The following is a 22909-nucleotide window of genomic DNA, read 5'->3' on the forward strand; positions in this document are numbered from 1 at the left end:
CGTCGGCTCCGACGGCGACCGCCAGCGTGCCGCCACGCACGAGATCGATCACTATCCGGTCGGCGGATGTGACGGCCATCAGGCCGACGCTCTCGTGGAGCCGGTCATCCATGGTGACCGCGATTCGCGTGAGTTTGGTGCCGTCGATGGCTAATCGCGCGCGATCGGCGACGTCAGCGACCAGGCTGACGAAGCCTTCGGTTCTCAGCGAAAGCATGGCGTCCTTATTCGGGAATGTGGGAGGGGGAAGGAAACCGTTCTCAGGCAGGTAAAGCGCCCGAGACACGAGTGACGAAGGAAATCCCTTCGGCCGCGCGCTTGGCCAGCGTCAGCGCTTCCCGCGCGGACTCGGCGCCGCACCGAGCGGACGCGGGCCTGGAGTAGGAACTGATCAGGCCGGTGAAGACCACGCCCGGTCGCACACCGACGCCGACGATCGCGTCCGGCTCCTGCGGCTCGATCACCTCCACGAGCTCACCGACCGGTGGCGGTGTCGCGAACCAGATGGCCGATGCCCTCGGCGGCCGGGATTCAGCCAACGTGGCACGGACATCCGGCAGGACCTTCTGTCCGACGGACTGGCGCAACTGCGCGTCGATCAGGTCGACGCCGATTGCGTCGTGCACCAGTTCCCAGATCTCGTCACCACCCATGCGCACATGGGTCTCGATGACTCTCGGCCCATCACGGGTGAGGATGATCTCGGTGTGGGTCGCGCCGAACCGCACGCCGATCGCGTCGATCACCCTCAGGGCAAGGGATTCGCACTCGGCGCGGACTTCGTCGGTCAGCGGCGCCGGAACGACGTGACCGAGCTCGATGCGGGTGGCCGGGTCGGTGTGTTTGGCTGTCACGGCGAGGACGACGTGTTCGCCGTCCTCGGACAACGCTTCGACGCTGTACTCGGGGCCGTCCAGATAGGCCTCGGCGAAGACACCCAGGCTGCGGTGCCATCCGTGTTCGGCGGACTTGTCCGCTCGCACGAACGCCTCCTCGATCGCCGCCTCATCACGCACGATCGACACGCCGAAGCTGGCCAGACCGCCGACCGGCTTCACCACCACCGGGAATCCATGCCGCTTGGCGAAGGACCGCAACGCGTCGACGTCATGAACGGCCTCGGCGGGTGTGCCGTCCACGCCCAGTTCCGCCAGGCGCAGCCGCATCAAGTCCTTGTGGTGGGCCAGTCGCACGGTCTCCACACTGTGGGTGCCCACCCCCAGTGCGGCCCCGACGGCGGCGGCACGGTCTTGGTCGTGCTCTCCCAGCGTGGCGATGTGGGTGACCGGATCAGCACGGTGGACCACCTCGGCCAACCCGACGCACTCCTCGACCGACCGGTCCGCGCCGAGCACCAGCAGACGTTCGTGGCGCTCCGGCTCGACCAACCGGTGCAGGTGATCCGGCCTGCACACCAGCGTGGTGCGCACTCCCTCTTCGAGACCGCGGATGCGACTGGGCAGGTCGCCGTTGCCGCTGCCGAAGATCATGACGTGTTTGGTCATGCCGGTGCCTTCGCTTCGTCGTGATCGAGTGAGTGACGCTTGACCGCCACCGACGTGACCAGGGCGGCAACCACGAACATGGCGGTGACCACCATGACGCCCGACATGCCCCATGGCAGCACGACGGCCGTCATGAGAACCGGGCCGATGATCTGCTGACCGGTGTAGCCGAGGCTGAACAAACTGAGGTACTGCGCGCGCTTTTCCGGGTCGGACATGAGGAACGACAGCTCCCAGCCGGACACCGCGTGGAGGTTCTCCCCCACGGTCAACAGCACGACCGCGCCCGTCAGCAGCGCGAGCAGCTGCCACACGGCCGCGTCGTCGTCGGCAAGACCGAGCAGCAGCCCGGCGATCACCAACGCCACGATCGACCAGCGCAGCAACCGCATCGCTCCGCGCACACCCTTGGCGTACTTGGCCAAGCGCACCTGGATCACGACCGTGATCACGGTGTTGAGTATGAGAAGGGTCGAGCTCGCCGTCGGCGAGAGCCCGCAGCGCTGCACCACCCACAGCGGGATGAGAATGAACAGCATCGAGTCGTGCATCATCAGCACCGCGTTCGCGACGGCGACGGTGATGAAGCGGCCGTCGCGATACACCGAACTCGCGCGCCGTTGCCGCACGGGCGCCGCGGTATCCCTACTTACCACGCCGTTCGTGGCTCTGACGGTGACCAGCGCGACCACGGCGAACGACGCGCCGCACGCGACGAACAACGCCAGATAACCCGCATGGGAGTGTGACATCTGCACCAGTCCGGCGATGAGGAAGCCGACCGCGAGACCGATGTTGTTCACTGTGCGCATCGAGGCCATGGTCCTCGTGCGGTCTTCTTCGCCCTCCATCTGTCCGATGAGGACTTGAAGCAACGGCAGGGCGGCGCGACTGGCCATGGTGAACAGGCATGTCACCGCCACGTAGCGCCAGTAGCCGTCGGCGAGGACGTAGGCGGCCATTCCGACACCGCGCACCACGAGCAAGGCGATGTAGACCCGGATGACGCCAAGGTGCTGGGTCAGCCGGGCCACGGGCATCGGGACGAGCAGGCCACACACGTTCGCGATCGCGATCGCCACGCCGACCGAGGGTGCCGGAATCTTGACGTACTCGACGAAATAGAGGGTTGCGACGGCGAGATAGACACCCGTGGCTATCGCGTCGATCAACGCGCCGAGCGCGAGGACCCTGCCGCGGTGGCTGTGCGGAAGCAGCGCTTTCAGCATCGGGCACCAGCCGCATGGACGAACGCCTTGAACAGCTGAGGATCGCCGACCTCGGGGTGCCACTGGACGCCGACGACGAACTCGCGGTCGCCGAGCTGGATGCTTTCCACGCCACCGTCCTTGCACCAGCCGGTGGCGATCACGCCGTCGCCCAGCTGCCCCACGCCCTGATGGTGGTAACAGGAGACCTCGACGCCCGTGCCCAGCAGCGCACCGGGCAGCCGCTCGGCGTCAAGGGCGACGTCGACGGCGCCGAACCGGCTGCCATCGGGCTGGTGCTCCGGCTTGCCGATGTCCTGGCGGAGGGTGCCGCCGCGCACGACGTTGAGCAGTTGCATTCCGCGGCAGACACCGAGCACCGCCAGTCCCGCGTCGATCGCGGCGTGGGTCAGCGCGAGCTCCCACGCGTCCCGGTCGCCCTGGACACCACTGGTGGCAGGCTCCGCGCCCTGGCCGTAGTGACTCGGCTCGATGTCCGGTCCGCCGACCAGCAGCAGCCCGTCCAGCCACGCGATGAGATCCTGGGCCTCAGTGGGGCCACCGTCGGGCGGCAGCAGGACCGGCAGGCCGCCCGACGCGGCGATGCGGTCAAGAAAGTCCCTCGGCACCAACGAAGCGCGGCGCTTCCACCCTCGCCATGACGCGTCCTCCTGATAGGTGGTCACGCCGATGCGCGGGGCACGGGATCGCGACATCTGTGCACTCATGGGGTCAGCGCGTCCAAGACCCAAGCCGAGTTGTGCTTGGTGAATCCGATGTGCGGGTAGTAGTCGACGGCGGCGGGCGCCGAGAGCAACACGATCTTGGCGCGCGGATGGGCCTGCCGAGTCGCCTCGATCAGGTCGCGGCCGATGCCCTGGCGCTGAAACTCGACATCCACCGCGATGTCGGACAAGTACGTGACGTACGCACCATCGGTGACCGACCGGGAGATGCCGACCATGCGATCGTCGATCCGCGCCACCACGACGAGATTCGCGTTGCGCACCATGTCGGCGAACCGTGCGGCGTCGTCGACCGGGCGACGCTCGGCGAGCGTCGACGCTCGGTAGAGAGCAGACACCTCGGCGACGTCGAGGGCCGAACCGTCGACGATCTCACATTTCCACATTGAAGATCTTCTCCATTCGTTCGCGCAGCACGTGCGTGCGGGACAGGAACCGTTCCGGCTGGAACTGCTCCCCAGTGGTGGCGACGTGCCGGTCGGCGAGCGTCAACCGCAGGTGCCTACCGGTCGCGGAGGTCTCCGTCGCGGCGTCCTGCACCACTCGGTACGCCTTCTCTCGGTCCATCCCGCCGTCGACGAGGTCGAGCAGGACCTCGGCGCTGTAGACCAAACCGTTGGTGGACTCGAGGTTGGCCAGCATCCGCTCGGGAAACACCGCCATGCCCTCGACGATCTCCGCCGCCTTGCTCACCTGGTAGTGGGCGATGGTGAACGCGTCGGGAAACACCACCCGCTCCACCGGCGAATGAGCCAGGTCCCGCTCATGCCACAGCGCGACGTTCTCGTAGGCCGCGTCGGCATAGGCGCGCAGCAGCCGTGCCAGACCGCAGATGCGTTCGCTGGAAGTCGGGTTGCGCTTGTGCGGCATCGCACTGGAACCCTGATACGCGCTCGTCCTTGGTTCCTCCACCTCGCGCACCTCGGTGCGCTGCAGCAACCTGAGCTCCAACCCGATCTGCTCGACCACAGCGCCGAGGACGGCCAGCGTGGAAAGCAGTTCGGCGTGCCGATCGCGAGCCACGACCTGGCTGGGGATCGGCTCGATCCCCAGCCCGAGTTCGGCGCACACGGCGGCCTCGACCCTGGGATCAATCTTGGAGTACGTGCCCACTGGCCCGGACAGCGTGCCGACCGCCACCGCGGCTCGCGCCGCGGCCAGCCGGGTCAGGCAGCGGTCGACCGCCGCGGCGTGCAGAGCCAGCTTCTGGCCGAAGGTGGTCGGCTCAGCGTGGATGCCATGGGTGCGTGCCACGCACACGGTGTCCCAGTGCTGGATCGACCGGCGCACAAGGACGTCGCGCAACGCGGTCGTCGCTTCGGTCATCAGGTCGCACGAACGCGCCAAGGTGTGCCCCAGTGCGGTATCGACCAGGTCGTAGCTGGTCATACCGTGGTGCACCCACCGGCCGTGGTCCCCGGGGATGGTTTCGGTGTAGGCCTCCAGAAAGGCCAGGATCTCGTGGTCCCGAGTGCGTTCACACTCCCGGACCCTGGCCGGGTCGGGCACCCTGCCCTGTTCGATCGCGGCCAGCGCGTCGGCGGGCACGACACCGAGAGCGACCTGTGCCCGACTCGCGAGGACCTCCACCCGCACCCACGAGGCGTACTTCGCCTCGTCGGTCCACAGCTCCCGCATGGGGGGCAGGCAGTATCTGTCGATCATTGCGGCCGACGCCCCCACAGAACCAGGCTGCGCAGGTTGGCCGTGAGCGGGCCGCGGGCGAGGTCCGCGTCGAGCGCCGCGAGACCGCGCGCGAACTCGTCCTCACCGATCAGGTGCAAGCACGAGTAGGACTTGTCCCGGAACCGGCTGGAGTCGGTGAGCTCGTACTCGCTCTCCACGACGTGCTCGTGGAGGTCGACGAATCCGGCCAGCGCGAGATCCCCCGCCAACCGCGGGATCGGGTGGTACCGGCCCGCCTCGGCATCGATGGTGCCCGGGAAGTAGCGCGCCATCGGAACCCGGTTCCGGATGATCCAGTCCGAGTCGGTCACGGTGACGAAGTGCCCGCCGGGCTTGAGCGCCGCGAAGGCGCGCTTGAAGTACTCCAGCGGCTCGGCTACGTAGTGGATCATGTCGACCGACATCACCAGATCAAAGGAACCCTCCGGGAAGTCGAGTTCCTGCGCATAGCCCTGCCGAAGGTCCAGATCCTCGGGGTGGGTGCGCGCCACGCTCAGCATCTGCTCCGATGGCTCGACCCCGAAGCAGCTGGCGCCGGTCTCACGCCGCACCGCGGCGATGTGGTTGGCTGTCCCGCATCCGACCTCGAGCACCGAGTGCTCGGCGGTCACCCCGGCGCGGCGCACGAGGTGCTCGATCAGCCCGGGGTACGTGCGGCGGTGCCGCGCGTACTCGGTGGCCAGGTCGTCGTAGTTGAGCGTGGTCACGAATCCTTCTTCCCGTTGGAAACGCCGTCTTCCCAAACGGCGCGTGCTTGGCGCAGGTACCAGCAGACGTAGGCGAACGTGGACAGCCATGCCTGCGGGGTCTTCAGTGAACGCCGGTATTTGAGCCACCCGGCCAGTGAAGTGGCCGCTCCGATGTAGAGCCGGGCGGTGACGCGGGGGCTGGGCTCGTCGTGCGGCAGACCGCGCAGCATCCGCGCGATCAGCGCTTCCACACTGTCCGGCAGGCGCAGCGGCAGCCGCAGCGAAGTCAGGTCAAGCACGCCGTCGACCGGGCGGGCGCCGCCGTCGACCAAGCCCGCCGTGACGCCCTGCTCGGCGGAGCGCAGGATCGCGGCCATCGGAAACACCCCGTGCAGCAGGGTGGCGAAGTCGAACACCGGGTCGCCATAACCGACGTCAGGGCGGTTCCGTCCCTCCCATATGGTCCGAGGGTCGATCAGCACCGGACTCCCGTCGGCGCGGACAAGCATGTTCGCGGCGTAGATGTCGCCGTGCACGGCGCTGCCGTGCTCGGGCAGCAGCTCCCGAACAGCCTGGTCCAGCCAGGACACCGCGGTCCGGTATCCGTCCATTCTGGTCCCGTCGGGCAACACGATGGCGGCCTCCAGCATGTCCGCCAACGGGGTCTCGGGAAACAATGCCTCGAACGTCGTGAGGAAGTCGGCCTGTCCACACAGGATGTGGTATCGCTCGCGGTACAGGTAGTCGACGACGGTCGGGCGCCGCCTCCGGGCGGTGAGCCGATACCACGCGCTGACTTGGTCGAGGTGTGGTTCGAGCAAGTCCAGCGCCGCCGGGTCGAGAGTGGTGCGGGCGCTGTCGGTGAACAGGAGCGACAGCGGCATCGGCGTGCCTGCTTCCATCAGGCTGACCGCCTGAGCGCCCTCCCACCGGACGCCTTCCACCCGGGGGAACAGCGCGCGCCTTCCTTCCTTGGCCAACAACGAGTTCACCTCGCGCGCGAAAGCGACTTCACCGGCGATCGCGGTCGCGCCGCCGATCTTGGCCACGATCTCCGCACCGGCGACGCGGAACTGGACCACTCCGAGTGAGTCCGAACCCGGCTTGTGCATGGTGGTGAACTCGGGGCGCGACATGTCGCCCGCCCATTCCCGTAAGCGGGCCCGCTCGGCGTCGGCGACTACTGCGGCCACATGGGCGGAAGGGTCCGCGGTCAGCGGAAACCAGGTGCCGTGCAGCGTTCCGCCGAGCACAAGTGCGCCCACTCCGCAGGGGCAATCGCGTTCCAGCACGGTAAACCCGAACCGACGCAACCGTTCCGCCTGCTCCGGCGCGGGAAGCACGCCCCCGAACAGGACCGCGGGCACCGCGGTGTCGAACAGCGGGTCGGTCTCGGCCAGCCCAGCGTAGATCTCGGCCAACTCGCCGGCACTCGCTCGGCGAGAATGGGTGTGCAGCACTTCATCGACGATCGTCATGGCCGCCTGACCTCCCCGAAATTGGGCGACCATCGCGCCCTGATCTTTCCCCGCTGCCCGAGCACGGCGGACACTATCATTCAGTCCCACGCAATCGAATAGTCGCCAAGCATCCATCCGCCGTTACATTTGTCCACAATGGATGGACAAGTGGACGCTCGATAACGTCTATGTCACAACGATCCGCATCGCGCGGCGCGACTAGGCCGAAAGATCCAGCGACGGCAGGTCGGATCGGCCGCAACCGACTGCGCCGTCATGACGCAACCCAATTTCCGTATACCGCACTTCGCGACCACGCGAAAGCGCTGATCAGTTCTATTGATTCACACTCTCCTCGGCCAAACTGGCAAGAGAATGTTGTTCGAACGATTGACCAAGCAGAGCTGCGATTTCCCCCGCGCACCCTCCGCACCCCGTCGTGGCCCGGGTGCGGTCGGCGACCTCGGACACGGTGCGGCCCCCGCACGCCCGGATGGCCGCTGCACTCACCGCGTTGCACCGGCACACGATCGCCTCGTCGGCATTCCCTCCCGACGACCCCAGGTCGAACAGCAGGGCAGCCGGGTCCGGCGGAACCCGCCGCACCCGGTCGAACAGATCCGTCACCGCGCCGATCGTGCGCAGGTCGCCCAACAACACCGCGCCGACGATCACACCGTCGCGCAGGACGAGCTTCTTGTAGACGCCTCGAGCCTGATCGGTGAAGACCACGACCTCACTCACGTGATCGGCGTCCGCCGCGGCCGCGCTCTCACCCATCGCGGCCAGTTCGATGTCGCGCGTTTTCAACCGCAACACCGGCCGCAGCGGTCGTTGGCGCGGCGCCGACGCCCAACCCGCGATGCTGGCGGCAGCGATCGACGCCTGATCCCACGCGGGTTCGAGCAGGCCGTGGACCACGCCGTCATGCTCGGCGCAGTCGCCGACCGCGTACACCGCGGGATCGGTGATCGACCTCATCCGGTTGTCAACCACCACACCGGAATTGACCGCCAGCCCGCACGCCTTGGCCAACTCGACTTCCGGGCGTGTGCCGCAGGCGAGAACGAGAAGCCCACAGTCGAGGACCTGGCCGTCGGCCAGCCGCACGCCGGAGACCGTGTCACTCTCGCCGAGCACCTCTGTGACAGAAGCATCAACGTGCACTCGGACCCCATGACCGGCCAGCGCCATCCCCAGGATGCGGCTCCCGGTCTTGTCCAGGTGCCGATCCAACAGATGCCGTCGCTGATGCACCAAGTCGACCGCCATGCCCCTCCCCACGAGGGCCCTGGCCGCCTCGACTCCCAGCGGACCACCGCCGAGCACGACCGCCCGCCCGCCTTGGCGGGCCGCGGCCACGATGGCCCGGCAGTCGGCGGCGGTGCGGAAAGTCAGTGCCCCGGCAGGAAGACCATTCGGCCCCGCCAGTCCTGGGACCGTTGGCACTACCGGGGTGCTGCCGGTGGCGAAGACCAGCACGTCGTAGCCGACGGTGTCCCCATGCACCGTGCGCACCACTCGCGCTCCGCGGTTCACGTGGTCTATCGAGTGGCCCATCCGCAGTCGCACCCGGTCTGGGGCGGGAGGCATGGCGATGCCCCGCAACGGGAACGTCTCGGCAAGGACGCTGGACAGCAACACCCGGTTGTATGGTGGCTCGGGTTCGGCACCGAATACCGTGATCTCGTGGCGTCGTCCTGGATCCCCCGCGACCAGGTCGGCACAAAGCCGCATGCCCGCCATGCCTGCGCCGATGACCACGACTCTCATGGCGTCAACTCCTCGATCAGGTCGATCCGGGCGGCGCACAGCTTGAACGCGGGCATCCCGGAAACCGGGTCGAGCAACGGGTCGGTGAGCAGGTTCGCGCGACCGTCACCGCCCCAGTGGAACGGCATGAACAGCGTGTCGACTGCGACGTCAGAGGTCACCCTGGCCGTGGCCACAGCGGTACCCCTGCGCGTGCCGACCCGGACGGTCACACCGTTCGTGACGCCGAGCGCGGCGGCGTTGGCCGGGTTCACCTGCACGAACACGGCGCCCTCTGCCATCACGAGCTCATCGACGCGCCGCGTCTGCGCACCACTCTGGTAATGAGAGAGCACGCGCCCGGTGGTGAGCCGCAACGGGAACTCGCGATCTGGGGACTCGGCCACTGCCCGGTATTCCACTGGGCTGAAGACCGCGCGCCCATCCGAGGTGTGGAACCGCTCGACGAAGAGACGTGGGGTTCCGGGGTGGTCGATGGATGGGCAGGGCCAGAAAACTCCGTCGCTGTTGTCCAACCGGTCATAGGTGATACCCCCGTAGTCGGCCCGGCCACCGCTCGACGCCCGGCCGAGTTCAGCGAACACCCGCCTCGGCTCGGTGTCGAACCCCTCGGCTCCGAGCCGTCGGGCCAGGTCGGCCAAAATGCAGAGTTCGTCGCGGACTCCCGGTGGGGCGGGCATCGCGCGCCTTCGTCGAATCACCCGTCCCTCCAGGTTGGTGACGGTTCCCTCCTCCTCCGTCCACTGGCAGGTTGGTAACACGATGTCGGCGAGCGCCGCGGTCTCCGACAGCACGAAATCCGCCACCACCAACAGGTTCAACTCGCGCAGGCGGCGTTCGACGTGCCCGGCGTTTGGCGCGGACACCACCGGGTTGCTACCGAAGACCAACAGCGCCCGCGGCCCGTCCACCGCGCCAAGGGTGTCGAGCAGTTCGTAGGCGGACGGGCCTGGGCCCGGTAGGTCGTCCGGTCGGACACCCCACACCGCGGCGACATGGGCGCGATCAGCGGCATCGGCGATAGAGCGGTAGCCGGGAAGTTGGTCGGCTTTCTGCCCATGTTCGCGGCCCCCCTGACCGTTGCCCTGTCCGGTCACGGTGCCGTAGCCCGATCCGGGGCGGCCGGGCAGGCCGAGCATCAGAGCCAGGTTGATCCACGCGAGCACGGTGTCAGTGCCGTTGCCGTGCTGTTCAGTGCCACGGCCGGTGAGGATGATCGCTTTGTCCGCCGCCGTGAGCGCAGCGACCGCGGCCCGCTGGGCGGCGACTGGAACCCCGGTGATCCGCTCGACGCGTTCCGGCCAGTACTGCGCCAAAATTTGCCACGCCTGGTCGAAGCCGTTGGTGCGCCGGTCGATGTAGTCCTGGTCATGCAGTCCCTCGGTGACGACCAAATGGGCGAGCCCGCACGCCAGGGCCAGGTCGGTTCCCGGATGGGGCCGCAGATGCAGCGCGGCCTGGCGGGCGGTGGCTGTCCTCCTCGGATCCACCACGACCAGGGTTCCACCCTTGGCTCGCAGCGCCGACAGATGCCGCGTGATCGGCGGCATGGTCTCGGCGAGGTTACTTCCGACCAGGAGCAACGCGCCCGCGTCGGCGATGTCCGAAACCGGGAACGGCAGGCCGCGGTCAAGGCCGAACGCCCGGTTGCCCGCGGTGGCGGCGGCGGACATGCAGAACCGCCCGTTGTAGTCGATGCGGGACGTGCGCAGCGCGACGCGGGCGAATTTGCCCAACTGGTACGCCTTTTCGTTGGTCAGCCCCCCGCCGCCGAACACCGCGACGGCGTCATCGCCGTGGTCGGCCCGCACCGCGAGCAACCGATCGGCGATCAGGCCGAGCGTCTCCTCCCAGCCTGCCGGGCGAAGCTCCCCTTCGCGGTGGTCGCGTACCAACGGCGTGGTCAACCGGTGCGGCGAGCCCAACAGGTTCGCCGAAGTCCAGCCTTTGAGGCAGAGACCAGCGCCGGACGGAAAAGGCCGCGGCGCGACCACGGCGTCCGAGGTGACCGTCATTGCGCATTGAAGTGCGCAATACGGACAATGCGTGGCGAAGCCCGACACCAAACCCGTCAACGTATGCCTCCCCTGACCCACACCCCGCTCCCCAAGCGGGTGGACGATACGCATCGCCGTCGGGTGTGATCAACCCGCCCCTCCTTCTGGCGGCAGAGTCCTTAAAGGACCCGCCTGACCAGTCCTCCCATTGCGCCGATTGGAGTCTTGGCCGAGTGACCGGGAGAGGCCAAGCTCGCCGGTTGACCAACCACGGGACGAACGGAGCAGAGATGGCGATGGGGGAATCCGAGCCGCGGCGCGGAAGATGGATCGACAAGTGGGAGCCGGAGGACTCCCGATTCTGGCAGGCGACAGGTCGTCGGGTGGCGAACCGGAACCTGGCGTTGTCCATCTTCACCGAGCACCTCGGCTTTTCGGTATGGGTGCTCATGAGCATCGTCGTGGTCTCATTGCCCCAGGCGGGCATCCACCTCAGTGTCAGTCAGACATTCTGGCTGCTGATCCTGCCCAATCTCGTCGGCGCCGCACTGCGTATCCCCTACACCTTCGCCATCCCGCGATTCGGCGGCCGCGGATTCACCACGTTCAGCGCACTGATACTTCTGGTGCCGACGATCATGCTGGCGATTGCCGTGACGATCCCGAATCCACCGTACTGGCTCTTCCTCGCGACTGCCGCGGCGACGGGACTCGGCGGCGGGAACTTCTCCTCGTCAATGGCCAACATCTCCTTCTTCTACCCTGAGAGCAAAAAGGGTCTCGCCCTGGGACTCAACGCGGCGGGCGGCAATCTCGGTGTTGCCGTGACCCAGTTCGCCGTTCCGCTGGCGATCAGCGCGAGCACCGGGATAGCACTGGTCAACGCCGCTCTCATCTGGCTTCCGCTGATCATCCTCGCGGGCGCGGGCTCATGGTGGTTCATGGATAGCCTGACCGTCGCCGAATCCGATGGCAGGTCCTACCGGGCCGCGTCACGCAGTGGCCAAACCTGGATCATGTCGATGCTCTACATCGGCACTTTCGGCTCATTCATCGGTCTATCGTTCGCCTTTCCGACGTTGCTCAGGACGATGACGGGCGCGCAATCGAACTGGATCGGAACGGCGTTCGTCGGCGCACTGATCGGATCCGTGTCGCGACCGCTCGGCGGGTGGCTGGCAGACCGGATCGGGGGCGCCAGGGTCACCATAACAATATTTGCCGTCATGGCTGTCGACACGTTGGTGATCATTGCCGGGATCGCAGCCGAGAGCGTGCCGATCTTTTTCGCTTCGTCGATCGCCCTGTTCGTCCTCGCGGGGATGGGCAACGGTTCGACCTATCGCATGATTCCATTGATCTTCTCGGCGTCGGCCAGGAGCGCCGCCACCCCTGACCGACTCGATGAGGCCATGAAAGTCGCCAAGCACAAGGCCGCGGCGGCAGTCGGCATCGCCGGGTCGATCGGCGCGTTCGGCGGCGTCGCGGTGAACCTGATCTTCAAGTCCTCGCTGGAAGGTGGCACCCTGCAGCCCGCGCTCTGGGCGTTCATCGCCTTCTACATCGCATGCGGTGTTCTGACCTGGTGGTGCTACCTCAGGAGAACGGTGGCATCCGGCTGGGCGCCGAGTCTGGCGCACGCCAACGTCTGAACACACCACGATTGGTGGAATCGCTGCGGGCCGGGATCGGCCCAGAGTCGGCGCGGCACGCACCTCCGCGTACCTCAGTGGCATCTCGGTTCGGGTTCGCCGTCGCCTCGATCAGCAGCTGCGGGGACACCGGGCTGTTTCGCGTTGCTCACGAGGGTGGCGAGCATGATCCGCTGTTTGGCCGAACGAAGGGTGATCTCGTTGCCGTCGACGGTGACCGCCGGCGGTCCGAGTACTCGAAACGCACGAGCGCAGAACGTAATGATCATCGGCCGCGGACACAAGCCGCCGCGACACTGGTCGCGGCCCTGAGCGTCGTCACCATGAGCCAGTCCGTGGCGGCGGCTCACATCGACAAGAACAACATCACCGACGGGCTCTTCAAGATCTACGGCTTCGTCGAGGTGAACGCCAACGGCGGCTCGTCACACACGCAGATCGCCGTCTGCGACACGGGGTGCCGAGGTGGGTCGCCTGCCGGGAGAGAGCCGTTACCGAATTTTCTCGATCCCACGTGGAGTGACCGAGTGGGCTGCCCGGGTGAGCCGTGGCGACGGTTTTCCGCGTGCGACGGCCGTGCCAGGTGTCACTCGACCGCGTCCGGCAGCCCGGCGAGGCGGGCCGGCGCGGCGAAGCCGTCGTCGGTGCCGGGCCAGTGCGCGCGGACCTTGTCCACCCCGGCGCGGCGGACGACGGCGCGCAGGACGGCGGTGGCGATGATGGCGTCGTCGGCGTAGCCGAGCACGGGGATGAAGTCGGGGATCAGGTCGATCGGCATGGCCAGGTAGAGGAGCAGCAGACCGAGCCGGACGCGGATCCCGCATGGCAGGGTCTTGTCCGCGGCTAGCCTGCGCAGCAGCCGCAGCACGTCGGGCAGCAGCCGCAGGGCTTCCCGCAGGAGGCCGCGGCGTGGTCGGATGATCACCAGCACGAGGACCAAGGCGACCCAGGCCACCAGCAGCGCTATCGCCACGCCGATGAGCAGATCCCACAGCCAGTCGCCGGTCACGCCTGCCACCCTAGGCGCGGGTGCGCTGCCGGGCGGCGAGACGGTCGCGTTCACCGCCCCGCCGACTGGTCGACCCATGGCGGTCGGCCAGAGTCGCCGGCCGCGGTCCCCGGGTGCCGTACCGCACGCCAAGTTCCCGCAGCCGCGCCCGCCCCCGCGCCGCGGCGGGCCGAGCCCCAACGACTCGATCGTCGCCGCCACCGCGGCGTCCCCCCGAGCCAGGTAGATCAAGGCTGTTGCGTGCTGGTCGGGGTGGTGAAGCGGACGCCCGCGGCGGTGTACGCGGCGAGCACGGTGGCCATGAGATCGGCGGGCGGTGGCCCGGCGGGGATCTCGGGCGGGGTCAACGCCAGGGCCGGTTCGCTGAGTTCGTCGAATGTCGTCTCCAGCCCGGCGGGACTGATGATCAGGAGGAAGTGTGCTTCCGGGCTGGTGATTGTGAAGCCGTGCTCGACACCGCGCGGCAGGTACACGATCTGGCCCGCGGAGGTGGGCATGGCCTGTTCGCCCGCGTGGAACGTGATCTCGCCGCTGATCACGAGCATGGCCTCGTCCTCGTGGGTATGGGTGTGCGGCGGCGGCTCGGAACCCGGCCGGGCGCGCACGTCGGCCAGGGCGAACGCGCCGCCGGTGTCCTCGGCGCGGGCGAGCCAGGTGAACAGCGCGCCCAGGTACCACTGCGACACGCCGAGGGCGGGGCCGCGCTGGTACGGGTTGGTCAGCATGTCGGATGAGTCGTTCACGGTGGTCATCGCTGTGGCTCCGGTGGTCTCGGGGGAATTGCCTGGTGCGAACCGACGCTAGGTTCGGGTCAGGGCACGGTGCTATCCCAAGAACTTGGTGTTCCGGATGTCTCGTGGCACGCGGATGATGGATTCCGTGCGAACCGACCAGATCGACCGCGCGCGGGCCAGGCTTCGCGACCTCGCACGCTCCGCGCCGGATTCCTCCGGTTACCGGCGCGGGGTGCTCGAGGTGGTCGAGACGTTGGTGCCGTGGGATGGCGCGGTGTTCGTCGAGTTCGACCCGGCCAGCCATCTGGCGACCGCGGCGACGTGCGTGGACCTCGATGCCGATCAGTGCGCGACGGCCTTCGACATCGAGCTCGGCGCGCGCGACGGCGACGGATACGAGCAGATGGCGAGCGCAGGCACCGCGGTGGCCACACTCAGTCGCCGGCTGGGCGATCAGCGCGGACACAGCGCGCGCTACCGCGACCTGTACCAGCCGTTCGGGTTGCATGACGAACTGCGCGCGGTCGCACAGTCCGCCGGGTCCTGCTGGGGCGGCCTGTCCCTCGCTCGCGAACCCGGACGCGACTTCACCGACGACGACGCGGCCGCCATCGGCGCCATCCAAGACGTGATCGCCGAGGGCCTGCGGGCGATGCTGGTTCGTGGCGCGGTCGCACAACCGCCGCCCGCCGGGCCCGCCGTGATCATCCTCGGACCTGATGGCACTGTGGAAAGCGGCACAGACCAGGCCCTGGCGCTGCTGGCCCGACCCGATCCCCGCCAGTCCGAGCCTGCTGCCTTCGCACCGGCCGTCCACGCCGTCGCCGCACGGGTACGCGCCAGCTCCACCGGCATCGCCCGAGCCCGGTTGCGCGGCGCCGACGGGACCTGGCTCGTGCTGCACGCCGCGCCCCTGCGCACCGACGGTCCTGGGCGCGTCGTGGTGACGATCGAACCCGCCCGGCCACCCGAAATCGTCACCATCGTCGCCGCGGTCATCGGCCTGAGCCTGCGCGAGACCGAGGTGCTCGAACACCTGCTCGCACGCCGAAGCAGCGTCGAGATCGCCCGCAAGCTGTTCCTCAGTCCACACACCGTGAACGACCACGTGAGGCACATCTTCGAGAAGACCGGTGTGCACACCCGGCAAGAACTGATGACCTGGCTCTTCTTCAGCCACTACGTCGACAGACTGAGCACCGGGCCGAGCTAGTCCGACCCGCATGCCGGCGCGAAACCGGGAGCGCCGACTGACGCCGGCTCGGCGCCCGGAGTTGTGGCTGCTCGACTGTCCCAGGATCAGGCGCGGGTTCGCTGCCGGGCGGCGAGACGTGCGGCGAGCCACAGCGGGAGGGCCGCCGCGATGCCGGTGAGCACGAGCAGGGTGACCGACAGCGTGCTCGCGTAACCGAGTTCGCCGTACTCGAACGCCCGGCGATAAATCAGCAGCGGCGCGGTGAGGGTCGCGTTCACCGGCCCGCCATCGGTCACCAGCAGCGCGGGCACGAACGCGTTCTGCACGACCACCACGACGTCGCGGACCGCGAGCACCAGGACGATGGGCGCCATGAGCGGCAGAGTCACCCGAGTCATCGCGAACCAGGCGGAGCCGCCTTCGACTTCGATGGCCTCATAGAGCCGCTTGGGGATCGCCGCCCGCGCGGCCAAGGCGACGATGAACGCCTCCCCGACCTGGAAGGCCATGACGAGCACCAGTCCGATGCGCGCACCCCACGGTGTGGTGAGAAACCCCGGATCCGGCACACCGAGCGCGCCGAGGACCGCGGGCAGCGGCCCGTGGAGCGGGTTGAGAATCCACAGCCACAGCAACGCCCAAGCGGCGTCCGGGATCGCCGACGGCAGGTAGGCCGCGGCCCGCCCGATCGCCGTGCGCGCGCCCCGGGGCCGCGCCAGCAGCAACGCCGCGCCGACCGCCAGGAACAACCGCAGCGGCACCACGATCACGGCGATGATCGCACTGACCCCGACGGCGTCCCAGAACGCGCGGTCCCCCGCCAGGCGGACGAAGTTGTCGGCTCCGGTGAACTCCGGGGCCCGGAACCCGAAGTAGTCGGTGAACGCGAGGGCGGCGGCAAGGGCGAGGGGGACGAGGACGAGCAACAGCGAGCCAAGGAGGTACGGCATGGCGAGTGGCCACCGCCGGATGGCCGCGGCGACCCTCCGGAAGCCGGACTGGGTTGTCGCGGTCGCCGTGTCGGCACCCGTCGCTCGCGCTGCGGCGTCCGTATGCCGTTTCACCGGCACGCACCGGTTCGGAATCGGCGACAGGTGGGCGTGCCGTGGACGCGCCGGGTGTTCGGTCTGATGTCGTGATCGGCACGCACCGGCGACACCTGTGCACCATTTCCGGTCCGCCCGCGTCCGCTCATCGGCGTTCGCCCGTCGCGGGGTCGAAGTGGTGTTCGTCCTCGGGGCGCCAAGCCACCGTGACCCGGTCCCCGATTTTCGGGGCCTCGCTCCACGGCAGGCGGGCCAGCACGTCGGTGTCCGCGTCGTCCAGTCGCACTCCGACAAGGCACTCCTCCCCCGCGGGCTCCACCTCGACCACCGACCCCGCGCGGCCACTTGCCTCGATCCCGCACACCCGCACCCGCTCGGGCCGCACCCCCACCACCATCCCCTCCCCGACCGGCAGGAGGTTCATCGGCAGCGGCCCGAAAATCCGCGCCACCGCCGTCGTCGCCGGACGCGCGTAGACCTCGGCGGGGGTGTCGCACTGGAGGACCCGCCCCGCGTCCATGACGGCGACTCGATCGCCCATCGCCATGGCCTCGACCTGGTCGTGGGTGACGTGCACCATCGGCACGCCCAGCGACCGCTGCACCGTCCGGATCTCGCCGCGCATGCGCAGGCGGAGTTCCGCGTCCACCGACGCGAGCGGCTCGTCCAGCAGGCACACGGCAGGCACGCGGATCATGACCCGCGCCAACGCCACCCGCTGCCGCTCCCCGCCGCTCAGCTCGCCCGGCATCCGGCCCAGGAGGTGGTCGACGGCAAGGGTCGCCGCCACCTCGCGGACTCGGGATTCGACGGCACGCCGGTCGGACCCGCGGGCGCGTTCGCCGATGCCGATGTTCGCGGCGACGCTGAGGTGCGGGAACAGCGCGGCCTCCTGGAACACCATCGCGACATCCCGCCTGCCCGCGGGCATGGCGGTGACATCGTGGTCGCCGATCAGAATCTGCCCGGCGTCGAGCGGTTCCAGGCCGGCAACGGCGCGCAGCAGGGTCGACTTGCCCGATCCCGACGGCCCCACGATGACGAGGAGTTCACCCTCCCTGGCCTCGAGGTCGATCCCGTCGAGCGCGGTCACCCGCGCCCCGCCGCGGGCGCGGAACACCTTGTGGGCGCCGAGGATCCGCAGGCTCATCGGCGCTGCAACAGCGGGTCGGCTTGTTTCTGGATCTCGGCGAGGACCTCGTCGAGCGGGACCGCGTCCTCGAAAGCCCGCTGCAGTTGGGTGCCGATCACGTCCTCGACCTCCGGCCACGACGGCGTCACCGGGGTGTGCCGCAGGTGCGGGATGGCGTCGAGGAACACCTGCGACGACGCGGGCGGCCGGGCCGGGCTGAGGAACGCCGGTGAGGTCGCGACCGACCGCAGCGAGGGCACCGTGCGTCCGCCCAGGGCGGTGACGGTCTGACCCTGCCACCCCACCGCGTAGGCGATGAACTTGGCCGCCGCCTTGGTGTTCTTCGAGGTGCTCGCGACGCAGTAGGCGTCGGAGTGCAGCACCGACGCGGGGTTGCCCATCACGGGCAGGGCGGCGACGTCGAAGTCGAGGCCGCGCTGCTCCCGCAGCGCGGGCACCTCGACCCGCGAGCTCAGGAACATCGCCACCTTCCCGGTCATGAACTGCTCTTCCAGACCCTGCGCGGCGAGTTGGTCCTTGGTGGGTGTGGCGCCGGTGGCGATGAGGTCGACGACGGCCTGCAGCGCGGCCCGGGCACCGGGCTCGTGCAGGGTCGTGCGAGTCGGCGCCTTCTCGTCGTCGACGATGGCGCCGCCGCTGCTCCAGATGAACGGCGCCATCCGGGTGATCGACGGGTCGATGCCGACCCCCTTCACCCCGCCTGCGGTCAAAGCCTGGGCGGTGCGCGCGAACTCGGCCCACGTCCAGCCCGCCGCCGGCGGCGCGACCCCCGCCTGATTGAACAACGCCCGGTTCCAGTAGACGACGAGGGAAGAGATGTTCTGCGGCATGCACTGCAGCGCGCCCTGATAGGTGAACGCACTCAGCGGCTGCTCGTAATAGTCCGAAGTGGACACACCCTCCTGCTCAAGCAGCGGGCCCACGGGCCGCACGGCTCCGCGCTGCACGAACGGTGAGTAGTCCCGGTAGTTGATGAGGAAGACGTCCGGCGCGTCCCCCGACGCGAAGGCGGTCGAGAGCCGGGTGAGGTGGTCCTTGCGGCCGACCGTCACCAGGTTGACCTCGCCGCCGCCCGCGTCCTGGTACGCGGAGACCAGGCTGCGGTAGACCGCCGCCTCCTCCGGGTCGGCCCTGACCTGCAGGGTGATCGGAGCGCCCGCGCTCTCGACCGGTTGCGCGGCGCAGCCGACCAGTCCGAGCAGCGCCACCGTCGCGAGCAGTCGCCCGGCCCTCATGAGCGTTCCACCGCGGCGAAGAACGACCGCTGGCCGACGGCGAACGCGAGCAGCGCGGGCGCGGTCACGATGACCGCACCGGCGAGGTAGATCGGGTACAGAGCAGCCTCCATCTCGCTGAGACTTCGCAGCCCCAGCGCCACCGGCCAGTTTCCCGGCGACGACACCAGGGTCAGCGGATCCATGAACGTAGACCAATAGTACAAAGTGGACAGTGCGGCGACGGCCACCGCCGCCGGGCGGCCCAGCGGCAGCGCGATCCGACGCCACACCGCGTACGGGCTCAGCCCCTCAAGCGTCGCCGCTTCCAACAGCGACACGGGGATGCGCGAGTACGCGAGGGCGAACAGCAGCACGTAGAACGGTGTCGTGCCGGCGAGCGCGAGCAGGGCCACCGTGAGCGGCGTGTCCGCGAGGCCCGCGCCACGCAGCAGCACCACCCGTGGCACCCACAGCGCGGCGGCGGGCACCAGCAGCATGAAGACCGACACGCCGATGAGCCCGTGCCGGAGCCTGCCGCGGGCGGTCACGATCGCGAGGCCGGCCATCGAGGTGACGACAACGGTCAGCGGGACCGCGACCACGACCAGCAGCAGGGAGTTCAGCAGCAGCCGGGCGAGCGGCAGGAACCGCGGCACGGCCAGGTAGTTCGACCACTCGGCCGGGTCCGGCCACAGGTCGAGCCCGTCTGGAGGCGGCTGCAGCGGCCGCTGCAGGGAACCCAGCACCATCACGACAAGCGGCGCGAGGAAAACCACGGACAGCGCGATCACCCCGACGGTCCACCACGTGGTGGACCGTCGGGGTGCGAAGGTCACGCGCTGTCTACTCAGGACTCAGCTGACCTCAGGACGCGTCCGCGAGCGAGGTCGTCCAGATGCTGCGACCGTAGGTCGCCGCGTAGAGCGTCTCGCTGCCCGCGGGCAGGTCGATGTCGTTGACCGGGACGAGCGGAAGGTTCGCCCCGACCTTGACCCAGGTGCGACCAAGGTTGGTCGTGCGGAAGACGCCGACGTCGGTGGCGATGAACAGCCAGTTCGGCTTCGACGGGTGCCGGATGACGTCGTTGACCGGCGCCTGCGGGACACCCCGGCCCGCGATGTCACTCCAGGTCCGGCCACCGTCGCTGGTCATGACCAGGTGCGGGTACGGGCTTCCGGAGCGCCAGCCGGAGAAGCCGGCCCACGCGACCTTCGGGTTTTGCGGGTCGACGGTGACGCGGGTGACCCAGCGGCCCGGAAACGCCGGGCTCTTGAGCTTCTCCCAGGTGACCTGGCCGGGGGCGGCCATCGCGTTGCGGCTGACCCACATCAGGCCGCTGTCGGTGCCCGCGTAGACCAGGTTCGGGTCGGCCGCCGTCGTGCCGAGCGCCGTGACGGTGCCGAACCCGGGGGCGCGCGGCTCGGTGCCCTCGGTGAGGTCCGGGCTGATCCGCTCCCAGACGCGCTGACCGGCGTCGGTGTTGATCCGGCTGACGTAATCGCTGCCGCCGAACATGATGCGCGGGTCGGCGCCGAATTCGAGCGGGGCCACCCAGTTCTTGCGCGCACCCGGGATCGTCATGACGAACTGCGCGCCGTCGACGAAGCCGCGGCAGCCGCCGTTCTGGAAGCAGCCGTAGTACTTGCGGTCGTTCGTCGGGTCGATGCGGTTCATCATCCCGTCGCCGCCGACGAAGTTGAACCAGTCGCCGTTGACCGTGTTGTCGCTCGCCCACGACTTCAGGGAGCCGTTGTCCTGGGAACCGGCGTTGAGCCGCTTGCCGTCCTGGACGGAGACGTCCATGGCGTAGAACTGCGTCACCGGCAGGCGCGGGGTCTTCGCCCAAAGCCCGCGCGCGGCGCCGTTCTGGGTCGACCAGTAGAAGCCGCCGTCGTTGCCGAGGAACACCTTGCCCGGGGTGAACGGGTCCCATTCGAGGCCGTGCTGGTCGGCGTGCGGGGTCTGCGACGTCGTCCATGTGAGGCCGCCGTCGAGGCTCTCGGCGAGGCTGACACCGGCGACGAAGACGTGCTGCGGGTTGGTCGGGTCGACGTAGACGCGGCCGAACCACCAGGCGAATCCGCCGCTGATGCTCTGCAGGGCGCCGCCGGAGGTGGCGCCGACCGGGGTCCAGGTGGCGCCCGCGTCCGCGCTGGTGAAGAAGCCGTTGAAGTTGCCACCGGCGGTGCTCGAGATCAGGTACGCGCGGTTGGGGTCGCTGTCGCTGAAGTCGACGCCCATGCGGCCGACGTAGGTCGCGGTCACGGGCTGGCCCACGATGTCCACGCTCTGCGGCAGCGGCGCCTGGTGCACGTTCGCCCACGTGCGGCCGCCGTCGGTGGAGCGGTAGACGTAGGAGTTCTTGCCGTAGATGCGCGACTTCTCGTCACGGATCTTGTCCCACGTCGTGGCGAGCATGATGTCGGGGTTCGACTTGTTGACGCTCACGTCGATGGCGCCGGTGGACGCGCTGTCCGGGACGATGACGCGGGTCCAGCTGGCCCCGCCGTTCTCGGTCAGGAACAGGCCGCGGGTCGGCGCGGTGTCGTGCAGCGCGCCCATGACGGCGACGAAGACCCGGTTGTCGTCGCGCGGGTCGATGACGATCTGGCCGACCGTGTCGCCGTCCTTGAGGCCCATGCTGGTCCAGGTGGCGCCGGCGTCGGTCGACTTGTAGACGCCCTTGCCGTAGTACGCCGAGCCGCCGCCGTGGTCGGGCTCGCCGGTGCCCGCCCAGACGACACCCTTGGAGTCGACCGCGACCGCGCCCATCGACTGGGGCAGCAGGTCGTCCCACGCCGTGGTGAAGGTCGCGCCGCCGTCAGCCGTGCGCCAGAGGCCGCCGGTGCCGGTGGCGATGTAGGCGACGTCCTTGGTGGTGGGGTCGGCGGCGATGTCCCGGATACGGCCGCCGATGTTGCTGGGGCCGAGTCCCGTCCACACCTGGGCCGTGCTGGGCGAGCCCATGCTCGCCTCGCCCATCTTCTTGGACTGCGCGATCGCCTCGTTGACCGCGGCGTCCGGGATGGAGCCGTCGGCGTTGGCGCGCTGGAGGTACATCCACTCCTCGGCGCCGACCGGATCGGCCATCACGGCTTGTGCTTGTTCCGGGCTCTCAGGCGCGGGAACCGAGACGGCGCCAGCACCCAGAAGTGCCGTGAGAGCCGCCGCGGCCAAGATCGGGACGTGGGTTTTTCTGCGTAAGGCCACGCATGCCTCCAGGGTCAAGTGGGGCGCGCCCTCGCGCCCACTCCGCCGCGCCGATCACCGCTCCCACGGCTTCTGGCCCCGGAGGTGTATGGCGTGGCGGACGTCACCGTACACCGAGAACGTCGGATGATAGGCCCACGATTTGCACGTTTTGCCTAGAGTGGCCGCCATGGTCGAACGTGGCGTGCGCGCGCCGGCACTGATGGGGGCGGTGGCGGCCCTCGTCGCTGCCGGATGCTCGGCAGGCTCCGGTGGCGACGCGGCGTGCGCGGCCCCCACGCCCGCTCCCCCGGCCGAGACCGCGCTCATGCCCGCGGGCCTGTCTTTCGATCACATCGGCACGGTCACGCACGTGGTCAGCACGCAGGGGCATTTCACCGTGCGGGCGGTCACGACGAAGCCCATCGACGAGGTCACGGTGCTGATCCAGGACGCGGTGACCGCCGCGGGCTACCGGCCCGCGGGGATGGACAACGAGGGGTTCGAGGCGGAGGTCTTCTTCACCTCCGGCGCCTACGCCGCCGGGCAGGCGCTCGTGCGGCGGGGCGACTGCGAGGGCCGGTGGGACATCGACCTCGTCCTCATCGACCCCGACTCCGCGCCCCCGCCGACGACCTGAGGGGCTCGGT

20 protein-coding genes are annotated in these 22909 nt (G+C 68.9%); 3 read left to right on the forward strand and 17 right to left on the reverse strand.

What is annotated here, in order from left to right; all coding sequences use genetic code 11:
• The 10 genes from ACRDSQ_RS18935 to ACRDSQ_RS18980 all read right to left on the reverse strand — a co-directional run.
• The coding region (locus tag ACRDSQ_RS18935) for a hypothetical protein (protein WP_431422903.1) at positions 1 to 217 on the reverse strand (217 nt) is incomplete at its 3' end.
• Positions 218 to 260: 43 nt separating this feature from the next.
• A complete protein-coding gene (locus tag ACRDSQ_RS18940; protein WP_431422904.1) occupies positions 261 to 1505 on the reverse strand; it encodes an ATP-grasp domain-containing protein in 1245 nt (414 codons plus the stop codon).
• Entirely contained in the window at positions 1502 to 2734 is a 1233-nt protein-coding gene (locus tag ACRDSQ_RS18945; RefSeq protein ID WP_431422906.1) for an MFS transporter, read from the reverse strand. The genes ACRDSQ_RS18940 and ACRDSQ_RS18945 overlap by 4 nt, the downstream gene beginning before the upstream one ends.
• The gene (locus tag ACRDSQ_RS18950; RefSeq protein ID WP_431422907.1) at positions 2728 to 3441 is read right to left on the reverse strand and encodes a gamma-glutamyl-gamma-aminobutyrate hydrolase family protein; all 714 of its coding nucleotides are present in this window, start codon (positions 3439 to 3441) and stop codon (positions 2728 to 2730) included. The genes ACRDSQ_RS18945 and ACRDSQ_RS18950 overlap by 7 nt, the downstream gene beginning before the upstream one ends.
• Positions 3438 to 3845 carry a GNAT family N-acetyltransferase gene (locus ACRDSQ_RS18955; RefSeq protein WP_431422908.1) on the reverse strand — a complete coding sequence of 136 codons (408 nt, stop codon included), beginning with the start codon at positions 3843 to 3845 and terminating at the stop codon, positions 3438 to 3440. Before ACRDSQ_RS18955 ends, ACRDSQ_RS18950 begins: the two co-directional genes overlap by 4 nt.
• Positions 3832 to 5097, reverse strand: coding sequence for an adenylosuccinate lyase (gene purB, locus ACRDSQ_RS18960; protein ID WP_431422909.1), 1266 nt, complete (start codon positions 5095 to 5097; stop codon positions 3832 to 3834). Before purB ends, ACRDSQ_RS18955 begins: the two co-directional genes overlap by 14 nt.
• 23 nt (positions 5098 to 5120) lie before the next feature.
• A complete protein-coding gene (locus ACRDSQ_RS18965; RefSeq protein WP_431422910.1) occupies positions 5121 to 5852 on the reverse strand; it encodes a class I SAM-dependent methyltransferase in 732 nt (243 codons plus the stop codon).
• Entirely contained in the window at positions 5849 to 7312 is a 1464-nt protein-coding gene (locus ACRDSQ_RS18970) for a phosphotransferase (RefSeq protein ID WP_431422911.1), read from the reverse strand. Before ACRDSQ_RS18970 ends, ACRDSQ_RS18965 begins: the two co-directional genes overlap by 4 nt.
• A gap of 318 nt (positions 7313 to 7630) precedes the next feature.
• Positions 7631 to 9067 carry an FAD-dependent oxidoreductase gene (locus ACRDSQ_RS18975; protein ID WP_431422912.1) on the reverse strand — a complete coding sequence of 479 codons (1437 nt, stop codon included), beginning with the start codon at positions 9065 to 9067 and terminating at the stop codon, positions 7631 to 7633.
• Positions 9064 to 11082, reverse strand: a complete 2019-nt coding sequence (locus ACRDSQ_RS18980) for a molybdopterin oxidoreductase family protein (RefSeq protein WP_431422913.1) — start codon at positions 11080 to 11082, stop codon at positions 9064 to 9066. The genes ACRDSQ_RS18975 and ACRDSQ_RS18980 overlap by 4 nt, the downstream gene beginning before the upstream one ends.
• Positions 11083 to 11354: 272 nt before the next feature.
• Between ACRDSQ_RS18980 and ACRDSQ_RS18985 the strand changes: the two genes are divergently transcribed.
• Positions 11355 to 12716, forward strand: coding sequence for an MFS transporter (locus ACRDSQ_RS18985; protein ID WP_431422914.1), 1362 nt, complete (start codon positions 11355 to 11357; stop codon positions 12714 to 12716).
• Between the two features lie 586 nt (positions 12717 to 13302).
• On the opposite strand, the gene ACRDSQ_RS18990 is transcribed toward ACRDSQ_RS18985, so the two are convergent.
• Positions 13303 to 13725 carry a YkvA family protein gene (locus ACRDSQ_RS18990; RefSeq protein WP_431422915.1) on the reverse strand — a complete coding sequence of 141 codons (423 nt, stop codon included), beginning with the start codon at positions 13723 to 13725 and terminating at the stop codon, positions 13303 to 13305.
• Positions 13726 to 13952: 227 nt separating this feature from the next.
• On the reverse strand, positions 13953 to 14477 hold the full coding sequence (locus ACRDSQ_RS18995) for a cupin domain-containing protein (RefSeq protein ID WP_431422916.1): 525 nt from the start codon (positions 14475 to 14477) through the stop codon (positions 13953 to 13955).
• Between the two features lie 127 nt (positions 14478 to 14604).
• On the opposite strand from ACRDSQ_RS18995, the gene ACRDSQ_RS19000 reads away from it, so the two are divergent.
• Positions 14605 to 15672: a LuxR C-terminal-related transcriptional regulator gene (locus tag ACRDSQ_RS19000; RefSeq protein WP_431422917.1), complete on the forward strand. Its 1068-nt coding sequence runs from the start codon at positions 14605 to 14607 to the stop codon at positions 15670 to 15672.
• An 86-nt stretch (positions 15673 to 15758) separates the two neighbouring features.
• On the opposite strand, the gene ACRDSQ_RS19005 is transcribed toward ACRDSQ_RS19000, so the two are convergent.
• The 5 genes from ACRDSQ_RS19005 to ACRDSQ_RS19025 all read right to left on the reverse strand — a co-directional run bounded on the left by ACRDSQ_RS19005 (position 15759) and on the right by ACRDSQ_RS19025 (position 22160).
• On the reverse strand, positions 15759 to 16604 hold the full coding sequence (locus tag ACRDSQ_RS19005; RefSeq protein WP_431422918.1) for a carbohydrate ABC transporter permease: 846 nt from the start codon (positions 16602 to 16604) through the stop codon (positions 15759 to 15761).
• A 241-nt stretch (positions 16605 to 16845) separates the two neighbouring features.
• Positions 16846 to 17850 carry an ABC transporter ATP-binding protein gene (locus ACRDSQ_RS19010; RefSeq protein WP_431422919.1) on the reverse strand — a complete coding sequence of 335 codons (1005 nt, stop codon included), beginning with the start codon at positions 17848 to 17850 and terminating at the stop codon, positions 16846 to 16848.
• Positions 17847 to 19088, reverse strand: coding sequence for an ABC transporter substrate-binding protein (locus ACRDSQ_RS19015; protein WP_431422920.1), 1242 nt, complete (start codon positions 19086 to 19088; stop codon positions 17847 to 17849). The genes ACRDSQ_RS19010 and ACRDSQ_RS19015 overlap by 4 nt, the downstream gene beginning before the upstream one ends.
• Positions 19085 to 19906, reverse strand: coding sequence for a carbohydrate ABC transporter permease (locus tag ACRDSQ_RS19020; protein ID WP_431422921.1), 822 nt, complete (start codon positions 19904 to 19906; stop codon positions 19085 to 19087). The genes ACRDSQ_RS19015 and ACRDSQ_RS19020 overlap by 4 nt, the downstream gene beginning before the upstream one ends.
• Before the next feature lie 28 nt (positions 19907 to 19934).
• A complete protein-coding gene (locus tag ACRDSQ_RS19025; RefSeq protein ID WP_431422922.1) occupies positions 19935 to 22160 on the reverse strand; it encodes a WD40/YVTN/BNR-like repeat-containing protein in 2226 nt (741 codons plus the stop codon).
• Positions 22161 to 22449: 289 nt separating this feature from the next.
• On the opposite strand from ACRDSQ_RS19025, the gene ACRDSQ_RS19030 reads away from it, so the two are divergent.
• A complete protein-coding gene (locus ACRDSQ_RS19030; RefSeq protein WP_431422923.1) occupies positions 22450 to 22899 on the forward strand; it encodes a hypothetical protein in 450 nt (149 codons plus the stop codon).
• The last annotated feature ends 10 nt before the right edge of the window (positions 22900 to 22909 follow it).

The organism is Actinokineospora sp. (assembly GCF_050699995.1).
GTDB lineage: Bacteria > Actinomycetota > Actinomycetes > Mycobacteriales > Pseudonocardiaceae > Actinokineospora.

Excerpts from the sequence above, each read along its gene's own strand:
- ACRDSQ_RS18940 (WP_431422904.1), bottom strand. The coding sequence starts at position 1,505 with ATGACCAAACACGTCATGATCTTCGGCAGCGGCAACGGCGACCTGCCC.
- ACRDSQ_RS18945 (WP_431422906.1), bottom strand. The coding sequence starts at position 2,734 with ATGCTGAAAGCGCTGCTTCCGCACAGCCACCGCGGCAGGGTCCTCGCG.
- ACRDSQ_RS18950 (WP_431422907.1), bottom strand. The coding sequence starts at position 3,441 with ATGAGTGCACAGATGTCGCGATCCCGTGCCCCGCGCATCGGCGTGACC.
- ACRDSQ_RS18955 (WP_431422908.1), bottom strand. The coding sequence starts at position 3,845 with ATGTGGAAATGTGAGATCGTCGACGGTTCGGCCCTCGACGTCGCCGAG.
- purB (WP_431422909.1), bottom strand. The coding sequence starts at position 5,097 with ATGCGGGAGCTGTGGACCGACGAGGCGAAGTACGCCTCGTGGGTGCGG.
- ACRDSQ_RS18970 (WP_431422911.1), bottom strand. The coding sequence starts at position 7,312 with ATGACGATCGTCGATGAAGTGCTGCACACCCATTCTCGCCGAGCGAGT.
- ACRDSQ_RS18975 (WP_431422912.1), bottom strand. The coding sequence starts at position 9,067 with ATGAGAGTCGTGGTCATCGGCGCAGGCATGGCGGGCATGCGGCTTTGT.
- ACRDSQ_RS18980 (WP_431422913.1), bottom strand. The coding sequence starts at position 11,082 with ATGACGGTCACCTCGGACGCCGTGGTCGCGCCGCGGCCTTTTCCGTCC.
- ACRDSQ_RS18985 (WP_431422914.1), top strand. The coding sequence starts at position 11,355 with ATGGCGATGGGGGAATCCGAGCCGCGGCGCGGAAGATGGATCGACAAG.
- ACRDSQ_RS18995 (WP_431422916.1), bottom strand. The coding sequence starts at position 14,477 with ATGACCACCGTGAACGACTCATCCGACATGCTGACCAACCCGTACCAG.
- ACRDSQ_RS19005 (WP_431422918.1), bottom strand. The coding sequence starts at position 16,604 with ATGCCGTACCTCCTTGGCTCGCTGTTGCTCGTCCTCGTCCCCCTCGCC.
- ACRDSQ_RS19010 (WP_431422919.1), bottom strand. The coding sequence starts at position 17,850 with ATGAGCCTGCGGATCCTCGGCGCCCACAAGGTGTTCCGCGCCCGCGGC.
- ACRDSQ_RS19015 (WP_431422920.1), bottom strand. The coding sequence starts at position 19,088 with ATGAGGGCCGGGCGACTGCTCGCGACGGTGGCGCTGCTCGGACTGGTC.
- ACRDSQ_RS19025 (WP_431422922.1), bottom strand. The coding sequence starts at position 22,160 with ATGGCCGATCCGGTCGGCGCCGAGGAGTGGATGTACCTCCAGCGCGCC.
- ACRDSQ_RS19030 (WP_431422923.1), top strand. The coding sequence starts at position 22,450 with ATGGTCGAACGTGGCGTGCGCGCGCCGGCACTGATGGGGGCGGTGGCG.